A 26614-nucleotide genomic window follows, 5' to 3' on the forward strand; every position below is an offset into this window, starting at 1 on the left:
TTCTCCCTCCTCATTCCTCCCCGGCCACCGAACCCAGCCCCTGATTATCCCCGCCAACCCGCTTCCGGTACTCGCCCGGAGTCAGGCCAGAGGCACGCTTGAACATACGGATGAACGAGTTCACATTCTGGTAGCCGACCTGAAGCGCGATATCCTGGATGCGCAGGTCGATATTCACCAGCAGCTCCTTGGCCCGCTCGATCCGCAGTGTGTTGAGGTATTCACTGAAGTTGATACCGGTCTTCTCCTTGAAGATGCTCGACAGATAGCCGGAGGTCAGATTCAGCTTGTCGGCTACAATGTTCAGATTGATATCCTCACCGTAATGCTTGTCCAGATACTCCAGCACGAAGCTGATGACTGGGTCCCGGGTCTCCGAGCCGCTGCGGACCGCGGCAAGCACAGGAGTCACCAGCTCCTGGAGCCATTCACTATACTGCTGCGTGGAATAGAAGGCGGCGAACGGCTCACCGGACAGGGCCGCGACCAGCCCCATTTCAAGCTCCGGCAGATTCAGCTTCATGACGGTCTTGCTTGTCTGTTCTGCCACTCCCGCAGCAAAAGCCCGGAAATCCTCCGCAGCGGCATCCTTATTCTGCAGCTGCTCCAGCTGGCGATCCAGCCACCCGAACACTGCCTCTTCGCTGCCGGACTGCAGCAGGTTATGCAGCTCTTCCCCGTGAGTGACCTTCAGATGAAACGCCTTAGCCGACGAGGCCCGCGGCTCCACGATGATCTGTGTCTCCCCGTTCAGTCTGCGTTCCTTCAGCAGCTCGGACAGGTTGTGGTAAGCATCGGTAAACGGGGTTTCCCCCGAATACACCGGGCTGACCGCTATCGTGAGGTAGAGGGAATGCTCCTCTGCCAGCAGCTCCTGCAGCGTGCCCAGCACCTGAAGAATGGCGCTCTGCGGACCGGGATCGAAGAGCAGCAGCAAGAGCAGATCCTGCTCCGGCTGCAAGGCGACGTTCTCGGATTCCTCCCCGGTGAAGAGGCGCTGAATCAGCTGCCATAACGCCAGCGTATGCTTCTCCGGCTCCTCCGGCAGGCGGGTGAAGCTGAGCTTGAACAGGATGGAGGCATACGGGCGTTCGGAATGCAGGGCATCCTCCAGCTCATTCAGACTTGCGTTCAGCGGAATATTTTTCACCTTATGGGTATAAGCATACTGGCGGACCAGCGAATTCTTGTGCGCCAGATCGTTCTGGATGAACCGGTTGTTCTCCAGGATGGAGCTTAGGCGGTCGCCGATAATGGCGAACTCCTTGACGCTGCTCACCTTGCCGGGGACGCTGCCGGATTTGCGGTCGAACGCGGCGATCAGGCGCTGGAGCGGCTGGTTCAGCCGGTAGCTGAACAGGAGCGAGAACAGAAGGCTGACCAGCACCGCAGCAGCGAGCAGAACCGCGAGCAGCAGCCGCATGCCGCGCAGCCCGCTCGCGATGGCGGCAACCTCGGTGACCCGGACGTAGGTGAAGCCAGTCTGCGCCCCTTTTTGATAGAAATAATAGTTATCCCCGATTCGCTCATGCGAGCTTGTAGTAACGGCATACTCCAGCGCCGGCAGCTCCGTCTCTGCGGTGGAGAAGAGCAGCCGGTCCTGCGCATCCATTATATAGAAGGGATTCTTCCCGGCATCCCCGTACGCCTGCTCCAGCCGCTGCGGATTCAGCATCACAATGCCGTAGACCTCTTCATAAGGAATAGCCTTGATCATAACCGGCATCAGCCGCCCGAGCGCACGCGTGGAGCTCATTGTTGTTTCCGTAAAAGAGGCGGCAGGGAGGACCTTCAGATACTGGTTGTCCATGGTCTGGCCGCTCCAGAAGTCTGCCGGATACTCCCCGCTGTAATAATATTTGCCGAACATGTCGGCCGCGGTACTCAGTCCCTCTTTCTCAAGAACATAGTCCTCCGCCTTGAAGTACAGAATGAAATTCTCAATGTGCATAAAAGGATTCCCGTACAGCGTCATCAGATCCGACTTGACCTCGCTGAGAATATCATACCGCCGGTTCTCCTTCAGATGGCTGAGAATGCCCAGGTTGGCTGTCCACGTATCCGACTGGGTCAGCGCCAGAATCATATTCTGCGTCAGCCGGAAGTGATTCTCGTACCCTTCCACCGTCTGCTTCAGACTCTGCTCGTTCTGCCGGACCACCTCCTGATAGACCTTCCCGCTAAGATATAGATGAGAGAACAGATTGAATGAAGCCAGCAGCAGGATGACGCTCAGGAAGCTGAGCATGAGCTTCACGAACAGGCCGCTAAGGGCAAATTGGCTGGTAAGCGGTCTCTTCATAGGTATTCCCCCTTCAGGTGCAGCCGCTTGGTTATCGTTTTATCCTATCATAGCGGCACAAAGCTGACACGCACAATATGCACTTTTGCTGATTTATACGCTATTCTAGGGAAATACGCAAATAGGGCGAAAAGATATATAACATGCTGATAGCGCTTCCCAAAGACATGCCGCTATAATTCGGAGACAAACCCCGGAAGCAGAGGGGAAGTTAGCTGACATTCAGCGAGCTGCATCATTAAGAACAAGAGGGGAATGCCTATGGCTCAAACGAGTGTAGTACAAGACAACTTGCGAAAGGAAATGAAAGATCCTTACCGGCGTCAAGGGCGTCTGCTGCGGACCTGGAACCATAACAAAACGCTATGGCTGCTGTTCCTGCCGTGCCTGCTGTACTATCTGATTTTCCGGTATGCGCCGATGTTCGGCCTCGTCATTACGTTTAAGGATTATAATCTGTTTAAAGGAATCTGGGCCAGCGACTGGGTGGGGCTGAAGTATTACCGGATGTTTTTTGAGAATCCTGACTTTTGGCCGCTGATGAAGAACACCCTGCTCCTGGGTCTGTACAAGCTGGTGTTCGGTTTCCCTGCTCCGGTGATCCTGGCGATTCTGCTAAATGAAGTCCGTAAGGCTGCGTTCAAAAAATTCGTGCAGACCGTCAGCTATCTTCCGCATTTCATCTCGAATGTCATTGTGGCGAGCATGGTGATTATGTTCCTGTCGCCGACAGGCGGCCTGATTAACAATCTGCTGGGCACGTTCGGGATCGGACCGGTTAACTTCATGAATGAGCCGGGGATGTTCCGGGGGATCTATGTTCTCTCGGAAATCTGGCAGCATATCGGCTGGGAGACCATCATCTATCTGGCGGCATTAACGGCGATTGATCCCCAGCTCTATGAAGCAGCCGACATGGACGGGGCCAGCCGGATGCGCAAAATATGGCATGTCACGCTGCCCGGCATCTCACCCGCGATTGTCATTACGCTGATTCTGAATATCGGCAAGGTGCTGGAGATTGGCTTCGAGAAGGTGTTCCTCATGCAGAACCCGGCGATCTATGATACAGCTGACATCATCAGCACGTATGTGTACCGGGTCGGGATGGAACAGGGGAACTTCAGCTATGGTGCGTCCATTGACCTGTTCATGGGCATCATCAGCCTGATCTTCATCTATAGCGCCAATTACATCAGCCGCCGCGTCAGTGAGACAAGTCTATGGTAGAGAAGAGGTGTGGTGATGAGATCACCGAGAATATCCTTGTTTAATATTGTCAGCACGTTCTTTCTGCTGATCGTTGTGGTGATTACGCTCTATCCGTTCCTGCACATGCTGGCGGTGTCTCTGAGCAGCGATATCAATGTCATCAAGAACACGGTCTCGTTCTGGCCCAAGGGCTTCAATGTGAAGATGTACGAGCTGGTGCTTGGAGACCCGAAGATCTGGACGGCCTATAAAAACACGCTGATCTACACCGTGCTCGGTACGCTGATCTCGCTGGTGGTTACGTCTACCGGGGCCTATGCGCTCTCCCGCCGGGATATGGCGCTGCGCAAGACCTTCACGATGCTGATCGTCGTGACGATGTTCTTCAGCGGCGGGATGATCCCGACCTTCCTCGTGGTCCGCTCCCTGAATATGGTCGATACCGTATGGGGCATGGTCCTGCCGGGCGCGGTCAGCACCTGGAATCTGATTCTGATGCGTACTTTCTTCTCGGGCATTCCCAAGGAGCTGGAGGAATCCGGGCGCATCGACGGGTTGAATGATATCGGGATATTCATGCGTATCATCATTCCGCTGTCGAAGGCTTCCTTCGCCACTATTGCTTTATTTTACGCAGTGGGCATGTGGAATAACTTCATCTATCCGCTCCTGTATCTGCGCACTCCGGATCTGTTCCCGCTCCAGGTGCTGCTCCGCAATCTGGTGCTGGCGGGAAGCGCAAGCTCGGGGGATGTGACCGGGATCGGGGGAGACAACCAGGTCGTTGAAGAGTCGCTCAAATATGCAACGATTATGGTCTCTACGCTGCCGATACTCACGGTATATCCGTTTGTTCAGAAGTATTTTGTCAAAGGCGCCATGATCGGTGCAGTGAAGGGCTGAACCGGTCTGAACCATAACTACTACTTAAGGGAGAGATGAAGAATGAACAAATGGAAGTCTGTAATGCTGCCCCTCGCGGCAGCGGCAATACTGGTGAGCGGCTGCAGCGGGGGCAATAACAATTCCGCTTCGCCTGCGGCTACGGCTGCACCTGGAGGAGAAGCTTCTCCGGCCACTTCGGAAGCGAAGCAGGCCCACACCTTCACCGCACTGCTGGACAACAATGCCACCTTCCCTTATTCCAAGGACTGGCCGGTCTGGGGCTGGATCAAGGATCAGACCGGGGTCACGCTGGAGGTGCAGACACCATCCGGGAAGCTGGCTGAAGCGTTAAATCTCGCGGTGGCCTCCAATGCGCTGCCGGATCTGATGTATATGCCCAACCGCAAGGAATCGAACAAATTCGGTCAGCAGGGAGCACTCGTGGACCTGATGGAATACATGGACAAGCTGCCGAATCTGACCGCCTGGATGAAGCAATACCCGGATGAGGCGAAGGCGGCGCTCTCCGCTGACGGCAAGATGTATATGTTCCCGAACCAGGGCTTCGGGGAGACGAACCGGATGATCTGGATGTACCGCCAGGATGTTTTTGAGAAGGAAGGCATTCAGGCTCCCAAGACTTATGATGAGCTGCACACGGCTCTGAAGACGCTGAAGGCGAAATACCCGGACAGCTACCCGCTGTCGCTCCGTTACGGACAGATCCCCGATGAGATGAACACGAATATGACGGTCAACTATGGAACGGGCGAAGGGGCTTACTACGATTTCGATGCAAAAGAATGGCGCTATGGGCCGACAGAGGACAGCTACAAGGAAATGGTCGGCATGTGGAAGCAATTCTATGATGAAGGGCTGATTCCGCCGGACTTCCTCTCCCTGCAGACCAAGCAGTGGCAGGACATGGTGTCTACCGGCAAGTCTTTTGTAACCGTGGATTATATCAGCCGTGTGGACTTCTTCAATAATGCGATGCGCAAGGAGAACCCTGAATTCAATATGCAGTTCATGGCTCCTCCCGCAGGGCTTGAGGGCGGCAAGCAGCTCAATCCTTACTTCCATTACATGGAGGGCGGTCTGACGGTTGCTTCGACCTCGAAGAATATCGAAGATATCATGAGTTATATGGACTTTTTCTATTCGGAAGACGGCCGCACGCTCAGCAGCTGGGGTGTGGAAGGCGAGACGTATGTGAAGGAAGGCGATACGATCAAGTTCAAGCCGGAATTCACCGATGTGATTGAAATGCGGAAAGCAACGGGACTTCAGACCAGCGGAACCTATACGTGGATTGACTTCAATGCCCATCTGTCCCTGTTCTCGGATGACCTGAAGCATGCCTATGAAGAAGCCGTCAAATACGATCCGGCCAACATGCAGCCGCGTCCGGCCTTCACCGAGAAGGAGAATGAAGTCATCTCGATCACCGGACAGGCGATCAAGAAGCACCGTGATGAGAGCTTTGCCAAATTCGTGACCGGCTCCCGTAAGCTGGCGGACTGGGATAAATATGTTGAGGAGATCAACAATCTGGGTGTGGACAAGCTGCTTGCAACGTACAAGGAAGCATATGACCGTGTTCAGAAAATTCAATTGAGCAGCAACTAACCGGGTACTGACCGCAGGGAAGAACCGCTGAAGCACAGGCAAGGCATTCAGGGAAATCGCTTGACCATTAAAGGAGGCGCCGCTTATGAAGCAATGGCTGCAAGGCTCTGGCAAACGGCTTGGATGGATTCTACCCTTGGTAGGTCTGATTGTTGTACTCTCAGCAGTAGCGGTTCCGGGCACAGCCCGGGCCGCAGGTACCATTACACTGGATGAACCGCCAGGGGGATATGTTACCTCCGGCGGGCCGGTGGAGGTCAGCGGCACCTATACCGGACTGTATGATGTCAGGTTGTACGTGAACGGGACGGCCCAGTTCGAGGCGCTGCTGGATGACCCGGACGGGGATGACAGCGGCAGCTGGTCTTATACGCTCGACACCTCCCGGTACAACGGTCCGGTGGAGCTGGTGGCGCGCGGGCTGGATACCACCACCCGCTACGGGGTGTGGAGTCCGTCCGTCACCCTTGAGGTGAACAACCCGGCAGGCGTTGCGCCAGTGGTGACGATTACCGGACCGGACGAAGGCATTGCCGTGACTGGACAGGTGGCGGTCACCGTTCAGGCAGAATCGGCTACGCCGGTCTCGGGCGTGCAGGTCCGGGTGAACCGGGGACCGTGGCAGCAGGCCGCTTATAACGGCACGGAATATGTATATGCCTGGAATACGGCGGGCATCGGTGACCGCACGATCAGCCTGGAGGCCCGGGCCACGAATGCGCCCGGACGCTACGGCTACAGCCCGACCGTCTATGCGCAGGTCGGTGCGGGCACACATGAAACGGCGGTGCCTCTGCCCGACCAGGACCGGGCTATGTGGATCTGGGAGCCGGAGAGCTATAAGCTGCTGCTGAATCCGGGCTCGCGGGAGGTGCTGGAGTCCTTCGTTACGGACACCGCAACCTTCGGATCAGAGCCGGTGACGACGCTGTATCTGGCTGTGGGCAACTACGCGGGCTACCGGGCGCTGGAGGAGCAGGAGGATGAGCTGCGCTCCTTCATGCGCTGGGCGCATGAGCGGAACTTAAGCGTCCATGCCCTTGTCGCGGGCGGAACCTCCCCGGCTTATATGGGTGCTTATGAGCGGTACCATAGTCATGCCGTACGGGAGATCGAGCAGATTATCAACTACAATCTTGCGGTGGATGCGGATGAGAAGTTCGATGGAATCAATGTGGACATCGAGCCGTATATCTCCCCGGACTTCAAAGACCCAAGCAAGTTCCTGCAAAAGGAGTACCTGGATGGTCTGCAAAAAATGATTGACCGCCGGGATACAGCCGGTATCCAGCTGCCCTTCGGCCCTGCTGTCCCTAAATGGTATGATTCCTCCGAGCAGGGGGCGAATATCCAGTGGAACGGCACGACGAAATGGCTGTCCGAGCATATCCAGGATATCTCCGATTATATCTCGATCATGGATTACCGGGATTCCGCAGACGGCACAGCGGGCATCATTGCCGGCGCAGCTGGAGAGCTGGCTTATGCCGAGGCGATCGGCAAGCCGAATTCCGTAGTCATCGGGGTAGAGACGCTGGATATTGCGAACAGCGGTGACCCGGAGACCATTACCTTCCAGGAGGAAGGCCGCAGCCACATGGAAGCAGAGCTGGACAAGGTCTACGCCGCTTCCGGGCAGAGCAGCGCTTTCGGCGGAATCGCTGTCCATCATTATGATTCCTACCGGGCATTACCTTCATATTGGGGACCGGGCGGCGTCTTCTGGACAGCGCCGGAAGACCATGAAGCACCATCTGCACCTGCGGGCACTCCGTCCGCCGTTTCCGGAGACTATCAGAGCATACGGCTGAATTACGGAATGGCTACTGACAACTTGGAGGTAGACCGCTACATTATCTACCGCAGCACAGTACCCGGCTTCACGCCAACCTCTGCGGATATTGCCGGACTCGCCCGGGGCCTGAATTATCAGGACAAGGGACTGCTCCCGGATACCACTTATTATTACCGCATCGCCGCCCGTGATCTGGCGGGCAATATCGGGCCGGTCTCCGGTGAAGTGTCAGCAACAACCGGGAGCACGACACTCCAGCCCATGATTGTGACCGACATGCAACTGTCGTATAACGGCACTACGGCCTCCGCCACCATGAAAGTGCGTGACTATACCACAGGGGCGGTACTCGCAGGGGCCGCTATAGAAGGCCGGTTCACCTATTCGGCAGGCCGTTACGCGGCGGCAGTTACAGGAGCGGATGGGCGGGCTGCCTTCACTTCAGAGGCTATTCTGTCGGGGCGTCAAGCCGGATTCGAGCCGAGAAGAGTTCAGGCAGCCGGTTATTACTATGCCAGCGCCCATGACCTGCCGCATACTACCGCATTACTGTCGCATGGCGGGCTTAGTGGATTAACGTTATCGGCAGGAGTGTGGGATAAGCCTTTTGCTGCAAGTGACAAAGCCTATACCGTAACAGTCAACAGCAATGTAACTTCGCTGCAGGTCACACCGGTTACCGTCAAGGCCTCGGATGCGGTGCTTGTAAATGGAATGCCAGTAACAATGGGAACAGCCGCATCCGTTACGATCGGTTCAGAGCCTGCTGATGTGTCAGTCCTGGTGTATCACGAGGATGGAACCGCAGATCTCTATCTGCTGCATATCGAGCGAAGTGCCCCGGCAGATCCGGTAATCCCGGTGACCATGGATGCTTATGTCCATGAGCATCAGCCTTCGGCCAATTTCGGGCAGGAGCCTGTGCTGGAGGTGGCCGATCTTCCGAATGCACAGGGCGGAGGGGACCGTATCGCCTTCATGAAGGCGGAACTGAATCTCTCTGGAACGGCGGTACAGTCCGTAACGCTGAACGTCTATGTTACCGCTGCTCCAGCTTCTCCGGTTACGCTTGCTCTGAAGGGCTACACCGGAACGCAGTGGACCGAGAGTGGCATTACCTGGAATAACCGCCCTGTCAGCGGTGGAACGAATCTCGGAACAGTCCGGGTCACCGGGTCCGGGTGGTACAGCGCGGATGTGACCGCTTATGTTTTCGCGGCAGCGGCGGCTGGACTTACGCCGACCTTTCAGTGGAGCGACCCTAATACTACGGGAATCGTTGTAACGCTGGCCAGTTCAGAGAATTCGGATAACAAGCCATATCTGTTAGTTAATGACGGGTTGTAAAAGAGAAGGGGCGGTCACTTCCGCCCCAATAAGGAGGAGAGGGTTCATCATGGAAGAGACGTTGACTCCGGCGGCGGAGCATCTAGTGGAGCGTATGCGCGTTCTTGTCTATAACCAGCGCAGCGAGATGGGTGCTGCAGCGGCAGGAGCAGTTGGGCAGCGAATCAGAGACTTGCAGGGGAAGTCCCAGGCTCCGGTCCGCATTGTATTTGCCGCAGCTCCGTCACAGAATGAGCTGTATGAGGGGCTGGTGCGGGAGCAGGGGATTGACTGGTCCCGGGTGCACGCTTTTCATATGGATGAATATATCGGCCTGCCGGAGAAGGCCCCTCAGCGCTTCGGGAACTATTTGCAGGAACGGTTGTTCAGCAGAGTCAATCCCGGACGGATCGAGCTGCTGGGCCGGACGGGCAATATTGAAGGGGAGTGCCGGAGATACGCGGAGCTGCTGAATGAAGCGCCTATTGATATCGTCTGCCTTGGCATCGGTGAGAACGGGCATATTGCGTTCAATGATCCGCCTGTAGCCGATTTCGCCGATCCGCTGCTTGTTAAAGCGGTCGAATTGGATGAAGCCTGCCGGACGCAGCAGGTGAATGACGGCTGCTTCGCCACGCTGGACGATGTCCCTACTCATGCGCTGACGCTGACCGTGCCCGCCTTGATGGCAGGCCGCCATCTGTTCGGGATTGTACCCGGGAAGGCCAAGCAGGCCGCATTGCAAGCGGCGCTTCATGGCCCGCTCAGTACCGTGTGCCCAGCGAGCATCCTACGGACTCATCCCGCCATTACGCTGTTCACGGACCGGGATGCCTTCGGCTCATGAACGGTGTGATTTCGGGAAGACATTACAGAACCGGCCTGCCGCTTGAAGTCCACGTTAACGGTGGCGTCATTGAAGCGGTTCATACGCTGGCCGAGAGTCCGCATATGGCCGATTGGCCCTGGCTTGCGCCGGGGCTGGTTGATTTGCAGGTGAACGGCGGCTGGGGGCTTGACTTCAATACGCTGCCGCTTGCACCGGAGACCGTGGCTGGACTCTCGCACCGCCTGCTGGCCCGAGGAGTTACCTCGTATTGTCCTACCCTGATTACGAACGGGTCGGACCAGCTCGTCCAGGCAGCATCCGTGATTGCTGAAGCCGTGCGGACACAGCCGGATATCGCCGGGCTGATTGCAGGCATTCATCTGGAGGGGCCCTTCCTGTCCCCGGAGGACGGTCCGCGCGGGGCGCATCCCCTGGAGCATATCTGCCCGCCAGATTGGGAGGCCTTCTGCCGCTGGCAGGAGGCGGCGGAGGGGCTGATCCGGATCATTACCGTGTCGCCCGAATGGCCGGGAGCCGCAGCCTTCATCTCCAGATGCACCGCTTCCGGCGTCAGGGTCTCCATCGGACATACGGCAGCCTCACCGGAGCAGATCCGGCAAGCAGTGGCCGCAGGGGCGGTGATGTCTACTCATCTGGGCAACGGTACGCATCTTACTCTGCCGCGCCATCCTCACTATCTGTGGGAGCAACTGGCTGCCGATGAGCTGTACGGCTGCATGATTGCCGACGGCTGCCATCTGCCGGATGCGCTGCTGAAGGTGATCCTGCGGGTGAAGCAGAGCCGGGCGATTCTGGTCAGCGATGCCGTCTCGCTGAGCGGCATGGCGCCGGGTGCCTACCGGCTGCATATCGGCGGCGACGTGGTGCTGACGCCGGAAGGAAGGCTGCATCTGGCTGGCCATCCGCGGCTGCTGGCCGGATCGGCCATGATGCTGGCGGACCAGGTGGCCTACCTGGCCCGGGCCGGGTTGGCAACGCTGGAGGAGGCGCTCGACTGCGCTTCGCTTCACCCGGCCCGGCTGCTGGGGCTCCCGCAGGCTGTCGGACTGACCGCCGGTGCGCCAGCAGATCTGATCGGCTTCCGCAGGAACGGCGGAGCCCTGGACATTCAGGCAGTGTGGAAGAATGGCCGGATTACAGCGGCCAAGAAGGACTAGGAGAGTAACAGAATAAAAGAACTGATCCCATTTCATTAACGCGATAGGGCTGGACGTTGCGTTCGTGCCGAACAATCAGAGATAAATGTAATGGAGTGGTCATAATGAGGCCATCCGGCCCAATGTAATCGAAAAACCGATCACATTGCGACCAGGCTCAGCGCGCGAGCCCAATGTAATCGAAAAACCGAACACATTCGGACCGGGGGCGGCGCGTGAGCCAAATGTAGTCGAAAAATCGAACACATTGCGACCGGGGACGGCGCGGAGGCCCAATATAGTCGAAAAATCGAACACATTGCGACCGGGGACGGCGCGGAGGCCCAATATAGTCGAAAAACCGATTACATTCGGACCGGGGGCAGCGCGTAGGCCCAATGTAGTCGAAAAACCGATCACATTGCGACCGGGGGCAGCGCGTAGGCCCAATGTAGTCGAAAAACCGATCACATTGCGACCAGGGACGGCGCGTAGGCCAAATATAGTCGAAAAACCGATCACATTGCGACCGGGGACGGCGCGTAGGCCCAATGTAGTCGAAAAACCGATCACATTGCGACCGGGGACGGCGCGCGAGCCAAATGTAATCGAAAAACCGATCACATTGCGACCGGGGACGGTGCGTAGGCCCAATGTAGTCGAAAAACCGAACACATTGCGACCGGGGACGGCGCGGAGGCCCAATGTAGTCGAAAAACCGATCACAATAATAGGCGGTTTCGTCCTTACTGATCCAATCCATAAATTTAAACCTGACGATGTACTAGGAGGAGAGAGCGATGCTTAGCTTAATACCCGAGCCAAAGCAGGTGAGGAGTACAGAGAAGAAGCCATGGAGAGCCGGCGGGGAATTCCGCCTGCGGCTGGCTATGGAAGTGGAAGATCCCCGGCTGGTGCTTCATTGCCGGCGGGCTTTTCCCGGCAGGGAAGTCACCGCCGCCGTCTCGGGAGCAGGCGAGGGATACTCGCTGCTGATTGAGGAGATTGTGAGAATCGAGGGAACGGAGGAGACTGAGAGCACTTCAGCGCAGGCAGTGCCTGGAGAAGCGGGACCGACTAACGGCCGGGCTTCGGTTGCTGATCCTGCTAAGGCCGACCTGTCCCCACTGAAGGGCCGGGCGGAAGGCTACATTCTGGAGGTTAGCGCAAGCGGTGCAGCAATCCGCGCCCTTGACGCCCCCGGACTCTATTACGGCTTGCAGACGCTGCTGCAATTGCAGAGCCTGCACGGGGACGGCAGTATTCCGGCGATGTCCATTACGGACTGGCCCGATACGGAGCTTCGGGTGATGAATTTCGATCTGCGCCAGACCTTCTCGAAGCCGGAGCGGCTGATCGAATATCTGGCTGAATTCTCCCGCTACAAGACGAACGCGGTGCTCATTGAATACGAGGACAAGTTCCCATTCCAGACGCACGGGGAATTCGCCCATCCGCAGCACGCGCTTAGCCGGGAAGAGCTGGAGGCGCTCCAGGCTGCGGCCCATGAGCATTATATCGAGATTATTCCGCTGCAGCAGAGCTTCGGCCATCTGGAGTATGTGCTGCGCCATGACGCCTGGAAGCATCTACGGGAGACAGAGGAATCTACTGGCGAGATCTGCCCGTCCCATCCGCAGACCTATGAACTGATTACAATCTTGCTGGCGGAGATGATGGATGCCCATCCTGAATCACGTTATATTCATCTGGGTTGTGACGAGGTGTACAGCCTGTGCGAATGTGAAGCGTGCCGGAAGGAATTCGGCGGCGTACGGGAACGGGCCTTCATCTCCTTCCTGAACCGCCTGATTGAATTCACGGCCAGCCGGGGACGCCAGCCGATCTTCTGGCATGACATGCTGGACAAATGCCCGCCCGAGGAGTTGGCGAAGCTTGATCCGCGAAGCGCAGCGATGATCTGGATCTATAACGGCCGCAATATACAAGCGGAGGTTACTTCCCTGACCCATAAGTTCAGAGCGCTCGGCATTGAGGTGATGGGTGCACCAGCGGTCCGCAGCTTCGACTGGGCGGAGCATCAGAACTACCCTGTCATTGACAACCGGACCGACAATCTGCTGCAGTGGGCAGAGACAGCTGAGAAGCTGGATATCCGCTGTATGGTCGCTACGAACTGGACCGGGCCGTTCAGCCTTGGCGTTCCTTATGGCGTGTTCGAGACGACCTGGTATCCGATGCTGCTTCATGCCGATCTCGCCTGGAACCGGCGGGCAGATGCTAGTACGTTCATCGACCGCTTCCTGGAGCTGTTCCATGGTATAACTCCAGAGACAGGTCATGCGCGGCTGGGAAATTACCAATTAGAGGATTACTACGATATCATCTGGAAGCTGCGGGAGGAGGTACAGCGGAATCACGGCTACGCTGAGCTGATCGCGATCATGCATGATTTCGAGGTGGCCACCGACCGCTCCAGGGCGATTCACAAGTATGCCTACCGCTGGGAGCTGTACCCGGGCGACAGCGCAGAATGGCGTTCTCTGCTGAACAATTACACACGTAACCATAACGGACGCGAAGCGGTCCGGCCCCGGATGCAGGAGGCGCTTCTGCAATACCAGCCCCGGGATATGGCTGAGCATTTCGTGAAATCGCGCTTCTATCTGCATGATTACCTGGAGCGGACGCTCTACCGGGAGATCGGGCTGGCCCAGGGAGAATGAGCACTCAATATACCGAGAGGAGGATGGAGCAATTATGCAGCTGAACGAAGCAAATTTAACGCATGATCCGGCAGCCATGAGTCTGGAGGACAAAATATCCCTGATGTGTGTGGTCGGAACCCCCTCCACAGCAGCAGAGCCTGACTTCCGTGAACGGATGTCCGGAAACCGGTTCGGCGGGATTGGCCTGTTCCCTCATAATGTGAAGGATGAGCAGCAGACGCTGAAGCTGATGGCGGAGGTTCAGGCCATTGCCGGAGACTCCGGCATTCCGCAGCCTTACTATGTGTCTATCGATGAGGAGGGAGGCACGCTCTCCAAGTTCAAGACCTTCTATCCTTACATTCCCGGCAACCGTGCTGCCGGATTAAGCCTGGATGCTGAGACCGCCTATCTCCAGGGTAAAATCATCGGCAGCCAGCTCCACGCGCTGGGCATCCCGATGAACTGGGCGCCGGTGCTGGATGTGAATACGAACATTGACAATCCGGTTGTTGGGGTGCGTTCTTTCGGCGAAGACCCTGAAGTGGTGGCCGCCTTCGGCAAGGCTTATATTCAGGGGATGCACGAGACAGGTGTAGCGGTAACGGCCAAGCATTTCCCCGGCCATGGACAGGTCAGCGGCGATTCCCATGTCGTCCTCCCCGAGTGTGAACTGACGCTGGAGGAATTAATGAACGGGCCGCTGTTGCCATTTATCGCTGCCATCGAAGCCGGGGCCGATTCAATCATGATGGGACATCTCGTATTTCCTAACATTCCCGAGTCGGCAGGACTGCCTGCTTCACTGAGCCCCTTCTTTGCCGGAGACTTACTGCGCAGCAGGCTGGGCTTTGAGGGTATCATCTGCACCGATGACATCGAGATGGGCGCGATCAAGAAGAATTTCAATCCGGATGAGGTGGGCGTACTGGCCGTACTGGCCGGCAATGACATGATTCTGATGTGTCATACCCCGGAATTCCAGGAGCGGGTCATCGCGGGTATCCGAAAAGCTGTTCTGGACGGCGTCATCGATGAATCCAGAATTGACGAATCAGTCAACCGCATCCTCCGCCTCTATGCGAAATTCCGGCAATACCGGGCGGCGGCCCGGCCCATTCCGCGCGAGGGATGGAATGAGGCAGCCCTGCAATATGCGCGCCGCACGGTCAAGATCAGCCGCGATCCGCAGCAATTACTGCCGCTGACTGCCGCACATCAATATATGCTAATCTTGCCGCGCCAGGAGCAGCTCACCATCGCCGATAACTCCGGCGGTAGTGACATCGGCTTAGCTGCGTTGCTGGAAGCCCGGGGCTTGTCCGTGCAGACAGAGTATTGCAGCATGAAGCCCGACGCCGCCGAAATTGCGAACCTGTGCGCCAAGGCCGCCGGCCGCACCGTCATTCAGGGAACACTGAATGCCCATCTGTTCCAGGGCCAGCTCGAACTTGCCGAGAAGCTTGCGGCGGCCGTTCCGCTCCTGAACCTGGTACTGCGTAACCCGTATGACGATGCGTACCTGCAGCAGAACGCCGGAAGCATTCTCTTGTGCTCCACCTCCGATTATTCGCTTCAGGCTCTAGCGGAAGTGTTGGTTAGACAGGCTTAATAACTCACTCAAGAGCAGACTCTCATGCCATACATGAGGTCTGCTCTCATTTGTGTTGATAGAATAACATAGTACTATTGTTGATATATGGGAGATAAGACGGTGTTCGTCACAGAGGAGGATCTGCAGCAGCTCTGATCCAGCGCACAATCGGCCGGAATTGATCGGTATGGATCAATTTTATCGTTGTATCCATCATTGGTTTGCGGGACGGGCTGCTTTATAATTTCATTGTGCAAGCAATGCAAGCAATGTCATTCTATTAAGGGGCTGCAGCAATGAGAGAACTGAAGGGCAAACAGGTCATTCTTCAAGATCATGATTTGAGACGCAGAGAGGACGCCAACCGCCGGTATCTGATGAAACTGACAAATGACAATCTCCTCTTTAACTATAAGGTGGAGGCAGGAAGATATGACGGCAGGGAGATTCCAGAAGATGCGCACGGGGGCTGGGAGACGCCGGTCTGCCAGATCCGCGGACATTTCCTGGGACACTGGCTGTCAGCGGCAGCGATCCGGTATCATGAGACCGGTGATCTGGAACTCAAGCTGAAGGCTGACCTTATCCTGGACGAGCTGGCTGAATGCCAGAAGGACAACGGAGGGCAATGGGCTGCGCCGATTCCCGAGAAATATCTGCACTGGGTGGCCCAAGGCAAGGCGATCTGGGCGCCGCAATATAACATTCATAAGCTATTTATGGGTCTTGTCGATATGCATCATTTCACCGGGAGCCGTAAGGCGCTTGACATCGCGGACCGATTCGCCGACTGGTTCGTCGATTGGAGCAGTACCTTCACCAGAGAGAAGTTCGATGACATACTGGATATGGAGACAGGCGGTATGCTGGAAGCTTGGGCTGATCTGCTGGAGCTTACCGGGAACGATAAATACACTGTTTTGCTGGAACGGTATTACCGCAGCAGATTGTTCCGTCCGTTACTGGAGAATAAAGACCCGCTGACCAACATGCACGCCAACACAACCATTCCCGAGGTACTTGGCTGTGCCAGAGCTTACGAGGTCACCGGCGAGCAGCGCTGGATGGATATCGTTACGGCCTACTGGAAATGTGCGGTCACCGAGCGGGGAACACTGGCTACCGGCGGCAATACGGCGGGTGAAGTATGGATGCCGAAGATGAAGATCAAGGCCCGACTTGGAGATAAGAATCAGGAGCACTGTACAGTGTATAACATGATCCGTTTGGCAGAATTTCTTTTCCGGCACACTTCAAATCCGGCCTATGTGCAGTATATCGAATATAATATGTACAACGGAATTATGGCGCAGGCCTATTACCAGGAATACCATCTGACCGGCAACAAGCACAGTGATCCGGCAACCGGGCTGCTCACCTACTTCCTGCCGATGAAGGCCGGGCTGCGGAAGGATTGGAGTACGGAGACAGATAGTTTCTTCTGCTGCCACGGAACGATGGTCCAGGCCAATGCGGCGCTCAACAGAGGCATCTATTATCAGGAGCAGAACGATATCTATGTCTGCCAGTATTTCCGTTCGGAGCTGACCACCGAGATTCACGGAGAGAGCGTGCGGATTCAGCAATCCCAGGATCATATGAGCGGAAGTATGCTGAACTCCTCGAACACAGCCGGGCAGCAGGAGCTGAATGAGATTACAGCCCTGCACGAGAACATGCCAGATTACAGAAAATATGACTTCACCGTCCATACCGCCTCTGCCCGTGAATTCGCCATCCATCTGCGGATTCCAGACTGGATCATGTCAGAAGCCGTGATCTATGTGAACGGCGAGCTGCACGGGAAGTCTGCGGATCACTCCGCCTTCTACACGATACTGCGGAACTGGCAGGACGGCGACCGGATCAGCATCATTCTGCCCGTGGGCATCCGGTTCATCCCTCTGCCCGACGACGAGCAGACCGGCGCGTTCCGCTATGGCCCGGAAGTGCTGGCCGGCATCACCGAGAACGAGCGGATTCTGTATACCCCATTAGCGGATGCAGCCGGTGAGATCACCATGGAGAACGAACGGGAGTGGGGGAGCTGGCGTTACTTCTTCAAGACCACCCGCCAGGACCCGGGCATTCAGCTCAGAAGAATCCGCGATATCGGGTACGAGCCTTATCAGGTGTATTTCCCGGTAAAATCCCCCCACAAAGTGGGGTTTTAGCTTCGATGTCTATTCAGGTACTTTGCGGGGACCCCGGAACATATACATTCTTGTCTATTTAAATAAGCATAGGCGTTATTTAGCAGAACAACCACCTGTATCCTTGCAGGTGGTTATTTTATGCGTAAATTTATTTTTTGAACGATCGGTCGTTAAATTATTGACAATTCATTAGGTTAATCCTTATAATGACATTAATTCAATCGAAGGGAGCCTGAGGGTTATCAAGAAAAAAGAGATTACATCCAGTTACATCATCCAGGCAGCATTTGAGCTTTTTGCTGAGTATGGAATAGAGAAAACGAGTTTGGGTTTAATTTCAAAAAAAGTGGGGATCACCAAATCCTCTATTTATTATCATTTTGCTACAAAAGAAGAGCTGATCAGCCGGACCTTTGAGCATATTTTCCGGGATCATCATTTTACAGCGTATTTTGATACGAAATCCGTTAATAAGGACAATTTTGCAGAAATCCTAATCAGCGGCGGTCTAAACATGCTGCCAAGCGGCGAGGAAGAGTATCGCTCCACTTTAAGGGTGCTCAGTGAGTTTGCCATGCTGGCTGAACGGGATGAGCAATTTCGAGCTCCATTCTTGAGCATCCAACAAGATTTTGTAACCGGTTTTGTTCAACTTCTGTCGAAGGGCGCTGAATACGGGCTTATTGCTTCTTCAACCATCGGGGTTAACGCAGCCATTCTTGCTCTGCTTATAGATAATTTATCCAGATGCAAGATGATGAGGATGGATCTCGAATATGAGCTGATTTGGGAAGAGGCTGTCCGAAGAATGATACTTCGTGAAGATCACCAATAACATACAGGGGGCAGATACACTTGAAACATATTATTATTACAGGTACATCCAGAGGAATCGGTGAATCCCTGGCTAATCAATTCATCGACCCGTCCCACCATCTGATATGTATATCCAGAACGGCTAACCAAGGACTCATGGAGCGAGCGAAGCAACTGGATTGTCAAATGGATTATTTTAATTATGATTTAACGGATATCAGTGGTCTCGATCAGCTTTGTGAAGAAATATTCAGCCGAATTGATCTTCATTCCAGCGGGGAAGCCGTCTATCTAATCAATAATGCCGCCATGCTGACGCCTGTAAGCCCGATTGATAGGTTAGAAACGGGACAGATCATAGAGAACCTCCACTTGAATCTGTTAGCACCCATGGTGATTACCTCCAACTTTTTACGACTTACTAAGCATCTGAATGTGGACAAAAGAATCCTGAATATCTCCTCAGCTTCTGCAAAGTACATACTGCCTTCACAAAGCGCCTACAGTACTGCCAAAGCTGGTTTAGACTCTTTTACCAAGTGTATAGACATCGAACAGAAGCTGGCTAAGTATCCGGCAAAAGCTGCAGCAGTGTATCCCGGCATGATCGACACAAGCTTGCAATCGGATATACGGTCCGTTCCCGCTGAGCTGTTCCCCTATGTTAATGAATTCATTCAGCTCTCTGCCGAAGGGAAACTGCAATCACCGGAATACACAGCGTCTAGATTAATTGAAATTCTTGTACATGATGATTTCGGAAAGACTGTTATTATTGAAACCATCGATTAATGCCGAGAGAGAGGTGATGACCATCAGTCCCTCCAGAAAATTAAGCAGCTTCAGCCAGCTTGATGACTTCATAACATACGGCGGTTATATGGAAATACCGGAGAATCACGGACGGACACTTCAGGAGCTTATGCTTGACTGTCAAGTCAGCTACAGAAGTGAGCACGGGCTCAGCCTGGAATTTGAGTTCCGGCAATGCAGGTTAACGGTGGTTTACGCAAAAAAAGGCTATTTCGGATCGCAGCTTGACTTCAGCCGCAGAGGACGAAGAGTTACGGAGAGGGACATGCACCTATGGCAGAATTTCGGGGGTTACGTGGCCGGGCTGGGGCTGACGTCTGTCAGCTTCAAGCAGAACCGGAAGAGCGTCAGAGCGCAGTTGAGCAACGGATTGCGGGTTATTTTCCAATACTCGGCGGACCATGGCGATAATCTGCTGGATCAGATCACCAGCCGTTACGGCAACCAGAGAAAATTGAACCGCATTATCGCTGAACCAATGATCCTGGATATGCAGAGCATGGGTTATACGGTCAGCGAATACCTGAAGCACGGCGGTTTCTTCAAGCTGCCGGGGCAGCGGAACCTCCAGTTCCCGGAGCTGCTCACACTTTGCACCGCCAAAGAAAGTCACAACAGTATCACAGGCACAATATTAGGATTTCAATTTAAGCGTTGGCTGCTGGAGATTTTTTATGATGAGAAGCTGCAGTTCACAGGCGAGAATATGAAATTCATCGGGGAACACGGAGAGGATAGGAAAGAGGAGGGGCAGCAGCATAACGAATTCCTCACATGGGGAGATTTCCAGGCGTTTGCCCGGTATCACGGCATTCAGATCTTAGAGCAATGCCGCAGCCTGGATGTCATGATCGTCTTCCTGGATACAGGGGCCAATGTGCATTTTAATTATTCCGAAGACCTGGAGGATTATGTTGTCACTGTGTTAGAGGGCGACGGTATGCGCTTGCGCGACAGCTACAGGAGAATTTATAAGGATTAATACGTTGTATTCATACAAAACAAAAACCACCAGTGAAGATTTAGAACCTTCATCGGTGGTTTTTTTGCGTATAGAATGAACCTTTTGCCGTGAAAAATTTGACTTTGGAAATTCAATTGCCATTTTTTTGCGCATCTGCACGTTGAATAGAGTATTTCCATTCATCTACTTCACGGGGATCAACACCACACAAGTGACTGATTAGAAGCGCCAATGTAACGTTCGGGAGTACCACACCGTACTCAATATTCTGGTAGTTGCGCAAGGTGCATTTCATAGTGTCGTTAATCTGATGTACGATGGATTCTTGGGTATACCCTGCGGCTTTCCGTGCATCCTTTATCCTCAAAATGCAATATCTCCCTCAACTTTTCGGTATGTTTTTATGATAGGGGAGGAGACCCGTTAATTTAACGCTTTATAATACACGAAATATATTGCGTATAATGTTTTTAGGTATATAATAATAGATGTAAACGGGATAATTAGTAAAATACCCCTTTATATTGACCGCCGTTTGATTCAGCCTTAGTATCAACTATACGTATGCTTTTAATCCTATTTTATGGGAGGAGGTGTGTTGGTTTGGGATCGGTCAATTCGATTCGGGAAGAACTGCTCGCGTATACGAACAGAAATCAAATGATACATTCCCATTTTGCAGAGTTAGCGGGTCTCAATTCAGGTACGCTCAGCCGGATCTTAAAAGGTAAACATCCAATCTCTATGGCACAGCTTGCTGCGATTACTGCTGGAATGAAGCTGCCGGAAGACTATTTTTTTGAAGACTATATCGATGAATGCTTTTCTTTTGTAGTCTCCATGCGGAGGATCCGACCCTTTATTTTCCGATGTGCAGAACTAGATCGTTTGGATTGTATTGAACAGATTGTGAACCGTCTGCTGGAGGATTTGTCTTATGCATCTTTACTGTTTGAATTCGCTGAACTTTTGTATGGGGACAATAAAAGCCAAGCTGCAAGGATACTGTATCAGGGTGTGAGCGAAGCCGAAAAGTATCAGCATTCCGAACGGTTAGCATTATGCCAGTACCGTATATTTCAGATTGAATTAGAAGAACAACAGGATCTGGAGGAGAAGTTACGTGCAGCCACTCAATTTGAGTTGTATGTCAACCGGTTAGACGCAGCCGATCAGCTCGATGCAATGAAACAGCTAATGCATATTTATGGTCTGGTACACAAGTGGAAGAGAGTAGACGAACTCGCTAAGGAAATGCACCGGATTGCATCCGTTCAATATGAGCTGGAAGGCCGCAGATCTAACACAATAGAAGAAAGGGTGAAGCGTCCTGATCGTCCTTTTTACTATTATATCCTGTACGCATACTTAGCCAGATCTACTGCCAGCGAAGAGTGCGGCGACTACAAGAGGGCATTATCCTTTGTGAAATTGTATGCAAATGGTGAACGCTGGGTTCAGGAGAATGATGAAGAATCCCGGCAGGTCATTGCACAATTTACGGAATGGGCCGTAGCTAACACTTATCTGTACCGGTTAATGTCCGGAGATTTGGATGTAATACATGAGTACGCAGACTATATAGCTAATCAAGAGGATGAAATATTTGTGGCAGTGCGTTATATGGTTCAAGCGGCGAATGTATTTAAGCTTAATATCGACAGTATCTTAGAGCGGTTCGCGGCATACATACCTTATGAATCCAGCAAGACAGAGTTCGGTGAATACAATCAGGCCATCCTGCAAGAGAGCTACGCGCAATTCCTCATCGACCTGGCAATCTATTTTTTCAATCACAGCAAGAGTAAGGAACAGGCATTGAACACGGTACTGAAAGGCTTGGAAATATCAATTACGATCAATAGCAGCAAAAATATCATTGTTTTTATGAGTCTTTATGAGCAATATAGGGAATTTACGGATCAGGAACTGGAGGGAAGATTCAAAAATCTATCAAGTGAGGTGTATCAGCCTGTAGTGTTTCAATTGTTATTTCAACGACGATAACCTTGGTGACTACACTGGGACATGGTTGGGGAACTTAATCATTTTCGCGAAAATATACAGGGGTGCTCCTGACATTTCGGGGGCGCCTCTTTTGTTATGTTCTGAAGTTATTTTGTGCAATGCAAAAGACATCCTATTATCTGTCATAAAACCCTAAGATAGCATAAAGGGAGGATTCTAAGGTGAACAGAAATATGCTCGTGCAAGTCCGGATTGAACGTGCCCGGAACCAGCTTCACATTCTGGCGGAGAAACATCATGATCTTCAGCACCCTGCGGTCCTTAAGCAATCCGTGGTATTGGATGAATTGATTAACCAGTATAATATGGAGGGAGAGCAGCAGAGATTAATAGAGAGCAGGAAATCACTTGAGAACAAACATACTTTATATTGAAGATAATGAGAAAATCGGCACTTGGGTTAAAGAGGAGCTGGAGCAGCGGGGATATTCGGTACAATGGCTGCAATCCGGTGAGGGAGCCGAGGCTGAGGTTACGCAGTATGATGTCGTTATTCTGGATATCATGTTACCGGGCTTAGATGGATTCACTATAGGCAAACGGTTAAAAAAGGCGGCGCCCGCCGTTCCAGTGCTGCTGTTGACCGCCCGAACCTCCGTCGATGATAAGGTAGAGGGCTTACAATTCGCGGATGACTATGTGACGAAGCCCTTCCATACCGATGAATTGGTGGCCAGGCTGGAGGTATTAATCCGCCGGAGCGGCGGAGTCTCTTCGGACCGCATTACACTGGGCACTCACATTGAAGTGGATACGAAGCTTCAGACCATCTATGACAAGCGTACGGGAGAAGAGATTATTTTGACAGGGAAGCAGCATCAGATCCTGATGTATTTCCTGCGCCATCCGAATCAGGTTCTGCCGAAGGAACAGCTCTATGAAGCCGTCTGGGAAGAAGCTTATATCCCTGGAGACAAGACGTTACTGGTACATCTCCACCGGCTGCGGCACAAGCTGGAGCGCGACCCGGAGACCCCGGAGATTATTGAGACGCTGAAGGGAATCGGCTACCGGGTGAAGCTATGAAGCAGCCCCGTTCCTTGTTCCGGCATTTTCTGAAGCTGCACTTTCTGTTCATCTTGCTGCCGCCTCTTGTGCTGATGGTATTCTCATCCTTCTTTGGCACTTCCGGGACAGAGCCAAGATTCAATACATTGAACCTGTTTTACATTACAGTGCTTATGTTCACTTGTATCATTGTCGCGTTCGTTGTTCTATCCTGGCTGTTCTTCTGGAGACTCCGCAAACGTCTGACCCGCTTACAAGAAGCTATGTCCGCTACTCCAACTAATGTGGATTCGTGGCCTGAGCCTGTCCTGATTCAAAAGGACCGCATGGATGAAATAGACCAGTTAGGCGGTTCCTTCAACCGGATGATCCGGCAGCTGGAAGACAGCCGCAGGCGGGAGCAGGAAGAGGCAGGGCTGCGGCAACGGCTCATTGCCAACATGTCCCACGACCTGCGGACGCCGCTGACCATCATGCGGGGACATGTCACCCGGCTGAACAAAGAACCTTTGAGTCCAGAAGGAAAGAGCTCTTTAGCCGAGATCAACCAGACTATTACCCGGACCGGAGAGCTGATGGATGATTTGCTCTCATACACCTTGCTTACCTCAGGAAAATATCCCTTCGAGCCTGCTCCCACAGACATGGGGCGTCTGGTAAGAGCCTCGGTTGCTGCGTGGTATCCGGTTTTTGAAGAACATGGCATTCAGGTCGATGTCGATCTGCCCGCAGAAGAGACCTTCCACTGGACAGCAGATCCTGGGTGGATGACCCGGGTGCTGGATAATCTGTTTCAGAATATCATCCGCCATGCAGCGGACGGCAAATATGCTTCTATCGCTGTGGATGTGCAGCAGGAACGGATTCTTGTGGCTGACAAAGGCCCTGGCATGGATCATTCCGCATACGCTGTCGGGGCGGGAATAGGGCTGTCTACCATACAATACATGTTGAATACAATGAACCTGAAGGCTGATTTCAACTCCAGCGGGCACGGGACGCGGGTAGTCATTGGCAAAATGTAACCTGAAATTAACCCGGAAGTAAACGGCCTGCCCACCGGGATGTAACCTTGCATCTGTATACTTAACACCATAACGAAAGGATGTGTTATGGTGCTTACCATCAATAACTTAGTCAAACGCCGCGGTACGCAGGAGATTCTATCCGGGATCACCTTCGAAGCGAGACCCGGAAGAGTCACGGGATTCCTCGGACCCAACGGGGCCGGCAAAAGCTCTACACTCCGCATTCTGCTCGGACTGGATCATGCCACCGCCGGCAGCGCCTTGATTCATGGCAAGCCCTTCGCAGAATTACAGCATCCACTGCGAACCGTAGGTGCTGCACTGGACGGATCTGGAGCCCATCCGATGCGGACAGGACGGGCACACCTGCGCTGGATCGCTTGCGCCGCCGGTCTGCCCCGCTCACGGGTCGAAGAGGTGCTGGATATTGTCGGTCTTACCACGGCAGCGGGCACTAGAGTCAAGCAATATTCCCTCGGCATGGGGAGAAGACTGGGAATCGCAGCAGCGCTTCTTGCAGACCCGGAGATTCTGATTCTGGATGAACCGGTGAACGGGCTCGACCCGGAAGGCATCCGCTGGATCCGGACATTTCTGCGTAAGCGGGCAGAGGCCGGGAATACGGTGCTGCTCTCCAGTCATCTTATGGGCGAGCTGGCCGAAACGGTGGACGATGTGGTGATCATTAAGCAGGGGAGAATTGTCGCAGACGGCACCTTGCAGGAGGTAACCGGCAGTCATTCCACGCTGGAGGATGCCTTCTTCGCCCTGACCTCTGAACAGGCAGGTGATGCTTGGTGAAGGCATTCCATGCAGAAATCTCGAAATTGCTCTCGCTGCCGGGGATTTGGCTCGCCCTGCTTATTGGAGCATTGGCTCCTGCGGTCATTGCTGCCTTGGACGCTATAGCAGAAAAAGAGGCGATTATAGCTGGAGTCAGCACACGGCTGCCCGAAATGGGCTACAGCGGATTAGGTCTTGGTGTGCAGGGCGTTATTATCCTTGGCGTGCTTGCAGTCAGCAGCGAGTACCGGACAGAGAGCAGTGAAGGGGCCGGAGGGCAGCAGATTTCCACAAGTCTGATGGTTGTGTCATCGCGGCTTCAGTTGTTTCTGGCAAAAGCAGGCGCTGTATCTGTCATCAGCATCCTCCTGTGTATCCTTGCTGTAATTCTGATTGTACCAACCACACACTATATATTAGGTGACTATGCCCCGCTACTTGAATGGACCCGGCTTGCCGGTGCCGTCTGCTACTGGACCTTCACTGCACTGTTGGCCTTCGGGCTGACGCTGCTGACGAAGCAGGGCATGATCCCGCTTACCGTGCTCATGATTAATTCATCGCTGGTATCCTTCAGTGTCCTGCTGGCCAAGGTGACGAAGCTGGCATTCTATTTGCCGGACCGGGCCGGCTTCGAGATGTTTATGTTTACTAAGAACAGTGCCTCGACCGAGGTTACAGGCAGTCTGTTCGACAGCTATCACACCCCGTTCACCGGCGGCTTGATCATGTTTGCCTGGGTGGCCGTGCTGCTTGGGATTGCAGCTATTGTGTTCCATAGGAGGGATGTTGCAGCATGAATGTCTCATCCGGCAGGAAGACTATACGAATCCTTAGGGCTGAACTGGACAAGCTGATGACATTGCCATGGATATGGACCGCAGTTACGGTTACATTTCTTGTTCATCTGCTTTTGACTGCGGCCTTTACTTCCGCCTCTCTGCAGGAAGGAGCCGCAGCACCCGTAATCCTGAATACAGGACTTGCCTCGATGAGCTATCTTCAGGCAGGGTTCATTATTCTGGGGATCTTGGCGGCTTGCTCCGAGTATACGGGCGGACAGATCCGCACAACGTTAACGGTAATCCCCTGGCGCGGGCGCCAATTATTGATGAAGCATCTGGCACTCACCCTGATTACGATTCCTGCGGCGTTTATCCTTACGGCCTCCGGTGTCCTATATGCGGGCAGGAAGCTGGGCGGCCCTGCAGCGGGGATTGAACCTCATGAAGTCATACAAGCATTGCTGGGGGCAACGGGCTATCTGACCTTGACCACACTGCTTAGCGCGGCGATAGGGGCTTTATTGAGAAGAACCCTTCCGGCCCTGGTGATCCTGCTCGGCTATTATTTCATTATCAGTCCATGGTCGCGGGGGCTTCTGCCGGCCTGTTTCCCGGATACGGCTGGACGTTACATGTACCTGCTGCCTTCCTCTGGCGAACTGAATGTCCTTACGCCTGTGCAGGGGGCCGGTATTGTAATGATCTGGATGGTGTCCTTTGTGGCGACAGCGATTGTTGTCTACCGTATCCGGGATGCCTGAGGCCACCGCTGATAATAGACAATGCTTAAAGCAAGCAGAACAGTGAAACTCCGGTGACGGGAGAATCGCTGCTC

At 53.7% G+C, this 26614-nt stretch carries 21 protein-coding genes; 20 read left to right on the plus strand and 1 reads right to left on the minus strand.

The features are described from left to right. Positions 1–10 precede the first annotated feature (10 nt). Positions 11–2302 carry an AraC family transcriptional regulator gene (locus tag MKY12_RS14745; protein ID WP_339314328.1) on the minus strand — a complete coding sequence of 764 codons (2292 nt, stop codon included), beginning with the start codon at positions 2300–2302 and terminating at the stop codon, positions 11–13. A gap of 303 nt (positions 2303–2605) precedes the next feature. Here MKY12_RS14745 and MKY12_RS14750 point away from each other — a divergent pair, with 303 nt between their 5' ends. The 20 genes from MKY12_RS14750 (at position 2606) to MKY12_RS14845 (ending at position 26540) form a co-directional block, all read left to right on the plus strand. Continuing rightward, a complete protein-coding gene (locus MKY12_RS14750; protein WP_245368063.1) occupies positions 2606–3532 on the plus strand; it encodes an ABC transporter permease subunit in 927 nt (308 codons plus the stop codon). Between the two features lie 15 nt (positions 3533–3547). Further along, complete coding sequence (locus MKY12_RS14755; RefSeq protein ID WP_209870928.1) at positions 3548–4417, plus strand: carbohydrate ABC transporter permease; 870 nt, start codon at positions 3548–3550, stop codon at positions 4415–4417. Positions 4418–4459: 42 nt separating this feature from the next. Then, positions 4460–6028, plus strand: a complete 1569-nt coding sequence (locus MKY12_RS14760) for an extracellular solute-binding protein (protein WP_339314330.1) — start codon at positions 4460–4462, stop codon at positions 6026–6028. 85 nt (positions 6029–6113) lie between these two features. Further along, positions 6114–9170 (plus strand): DNRLRE domain-containing protein, encoded by a 3057-nt coding sequence (locus tag MKY12_RS14765; protein WP_339314332.1) that lies wholly within the window; start codon positions 6114–6116, stop codon positions 9168–9170. Positions 9171–9219: 49 nt separating this feature from the next. Beyond that, positions 9220–9996 carry a glucosamine-6-phosphate deaminase gene (locus tag MKY12_RS14770; protein ID WP_209870935.1) on the plus strand — a complete coding sequence of 259 codons (777 nt, stop codon included), beginning with the start codon at positions 9220–9222 and terminating at the stop codon, positions 9994–9996. After that, entirely contained in the window at positions 9993–11156 is a 1164-nt protein-coding gene (locus MKY12_RS14775) for an amidohydrolase family protein (protein ID WP_339314335.1), read from the plus strand. The genes MKY12_RS14770 and MKY12_RS14775 overlap by 4 nt, the downstream gene beginning before the upstream one ends. Positions 11157–11301: 145 nt before the next feature. Beyond that, entirely contained in the window at positions 11302–11943 is a 642-nt protein-coding gene (locus MKY12_RS14780) for a hypothetical protein (RefSeq protein WP_339314337.1), read from the plus strand. Beyond that, positions 11936–13822, plus strand: coding sequence for a DUF4838 domain-containing protein (locus MKY12_RS14785; protein ID WP_339256898.1), 1887 nt, complete (start codon positions 11936–11938; stop codon positions 13820–13822). The genes MKY12_RS14780 and MKY12_RS14785 overlap by 8 nt, the downstream gene beginning before the upstream one ends. A 34-nt stretch (positions 13823–13856) precedes the next feature. After that, a complete protein-coding gene (locus MKY12_RS14790; protein WP_339314339.1) occupies positions 13857–15416 on the plus strand; it encodes a glycoside hydrolase family 3 protein in 1560 nt (519 codons plus the stop codon). Between the two features lie 278 nt (positions 15417–15694). Continuing rightward, a complete protein-coding gene (locus tag MKY12_RS14795; protein ID WP_339314341.1) occupies positions 15695–17572 on the plus strand; it encodes a beta-L-arabinofuranosidase domain-containing protein in 1878 nt (625 codons plus the stop codon). Between the two features lie 256 nt (positions 17573–17828). After that, a complete protein-coding gene (locus MKY12_RS14800) occupies positions 17829–18389 on the plus strand; it encodes a helix-turn-helix domain-containing protein (protein WP_339257491.1) in 561 nt (186 codons plus the stop codon). A gap of 20 nt (positions 18390–18409) precedes the next feature. After that, on the plus strand, positions 18410–19162 hold the full coding sequence (locus MKY12_RS14805; RefSeq protein WP_339256904.1) for a (S)-benzoin forming benzil reductase: 753 nt from the start codon (positions 18410–18412) through the stop codon (positions 19160–19162). After that, a complete protein-coding gene (locus MKY12_RS14810; protein ID WP_339256906.1) occupies positions 19146–20165 on the plus strand; it encodes a hypothetical protein in 1020 nt (339 codons plus the stop codon). The genes MKY12_RS14805 and MKY12_RS14810 overlap by 17 nt, the downstream gene beginning before the upstream one ends. Before the next feature lie 585 nt (positions 20166–20750). Beyond that, complete coding sequence (locus MKY12_RS14815; RefSeq protein WP_339314343.1) at positions 20751–22154, plus strand: helix-turn-helix transcriptional regulator; 1404 nt, start codon at positions 20751–20753, stop codon at positions 22152–22154. A 182-nt stretch (positions 22155–22336) separates the two neighbouring features. Next, the gene (locus tag MKY12_RS14820) at positions 22337–22549 is read left to right on the plus strand and encodes an aspartyl-phosphate phosphatase Spo0E family protein (protein WP_339314345.1); all 213 of its coding nucleotides are present in this window, start codon (positions 22337–22339) and stop codon (positions 22547–22549) included. Beyond that, positions 22524–23201 carry a response regulator transcription factor gene (locus MKY12_RS14825; RefSeq protein ID WP_036726867.1) on the plus strand — a complete coding sequence of 226 codons (678 nt, stop codon included), beginning with the start codon at positions 22524–22526 and terminating at the stop codon, positions 23199–23201. The genes MKY12_RS14820 and MKY12_RS14825 overlap by 26 nt, the downstream gene beginning before the upstream one ends. Next, entirely contained in the window at positions 23198–24208 is a 1011-nt protein-coding gene (locus tag MKY12_RS14830) for a HAMP domain-containing sensor histidine kinase (RefSeq protein WP_339314347.1), read from the plus strand. The genes MKY12_RS14825 and MKY12_RS14830 overlap by 4 nt, the downstream gene beginning before the upstream one ends. An 87-nt stretch (positions 24209–24295) precedes the next feature. After that, on the plus strand, positions 24296–25012 hold the full coding sequence (locus MKY12_RS14835; RefSeq protein WP_339314349.1) for an ATP-binding cassette domain-containing protein: 717 nt from the start codon (positions 24296–24298) through the stop codon (positions 25010–25012). Continuing rightward, a complete protein-coding gene (locus tag MKY12_RS14840; RefSeq protein WP_339314351.1) occupies positions 25009–25794 on the plus strand; it encodes an ABC transporter permease in 786 nt (261 codons plus the stop codon). Before MKY12_RS14835 ends, MKY12_RS14840 begins: the two co-directional genes overlap by 4 nt. Then, positions 25791–26540, plus strand: coding sequence for an ABC transporter permease (locus MKY12_RS14845; RefSeq protein WP_339314353.1), 750 nt, complete (start codon positions 25791–25793; stop codon positions 26538–26540). Before MKY12_RS14840 ends, MKY12_RS14845 begins: the two co-directional genes overlap by 4 nt. Positions 26541–26614: the final 74 nt, after the last annotated feature.

This window comes from Paenibacillus sp. FSL M7-0896 (genome assembly GCF_037975415.1).
In the GTDB taxonomy this organism is placed as follows: domain Bacteria; phylum Bacillota; class Bacilli; order Paenibacillales; family Paenibacillaceae; genus Paenibacillus_AQ; species Paenibacillus_AQ silagei.

Coding starts and splice junctions, on each gene's coding strand:
- MKY12_RS14745 (WP_339314328.1), bottom strand. CDS start 2,302: ATGAAGAGACCGCTTACCAGCCAATTTGCCCTTAGCGGCCTGTTCGTG.
- MKY12_RS14750 (WP_245368063.1), top strand. CDS start 2,606: ATGAAAGATCCTTACCGGCGTCAAGGGCGTCTGCTGCGGACCTGGAAC.
- MKY12_RS14755 (WP_209870928.1), top strand. CDS start 3,548: ATGAGATCACCGAGAATATCCTTGTTTAATATTGTCAGCACGTTCTTT.
- MKY12_RS14760 (WP_339314330.1), top strand. CDS start 4,460: ATGAACAAATGGAAGTCTGTAATGCTGCCCCTCGCGGCAGCGGCAATA.
- MKY12_RS14765 (WP_339314332.1), top strand. CDS start 6,114: ATGAAGCAATGGCTGCAAGGCTCTGGCAAACGGCTTGGATGGATTCTA.
- MKY12_RS14770 (WP_209870935.1), top strand. CDS start 9,220: ATGGAAGAGACGTTGACTCCGGCGGCGGAGCATCTAGTGGAGCGTATG.
- MKY12_RS14775 (WP_339314335.1), top strand. CDS start 9,993: ATGAACGGTGTGATTTCGGGAAGACATTACAGAACCGGCCTGCCGCTT.
- MKY12_RS14785 (WP_339256898.1), top strand. CDS start 11,936: ATGCTTAGCTTAATACCCGAGCCAAAGCAGGTGAGGAGTACAGAGAAG.
- MKY12_RS14790 (WP_339314339.1), top strand. CDS start 13,857: ATGCAGCTGAACGAAGCAAATTTAACGCATGATCCGGCAGCCATGAGT.
- MKY12_RS14795 (WP_339314341.1), top strand. CDS start 15,695: ATGAGAGAACTGAAGGGCAAACAGGTCATTCTTCAAGATCATGATTTG.
- MKY12_RS14830 (WP_339314347.1), top strand. CDS start 23,198: ATGAAGCAGCCCCGTTCCTTGTTCCGGCATTTTCTGAAGCTGCACTTT.
- MKY12_RS14835 (WP_339314349.1), top strand. CDS start 24,296: ATGGTGCTTACCATCAATAACTTAGTCAAACGCCGCGGTACGCAGGAG.
- MKY12_RS14845 (WP_339314353.1), top strand. CDS start 25,791: ATGAATGTCTCATCCGGCAGGAAGACTATACGAATCCTTAGGGCTGAA.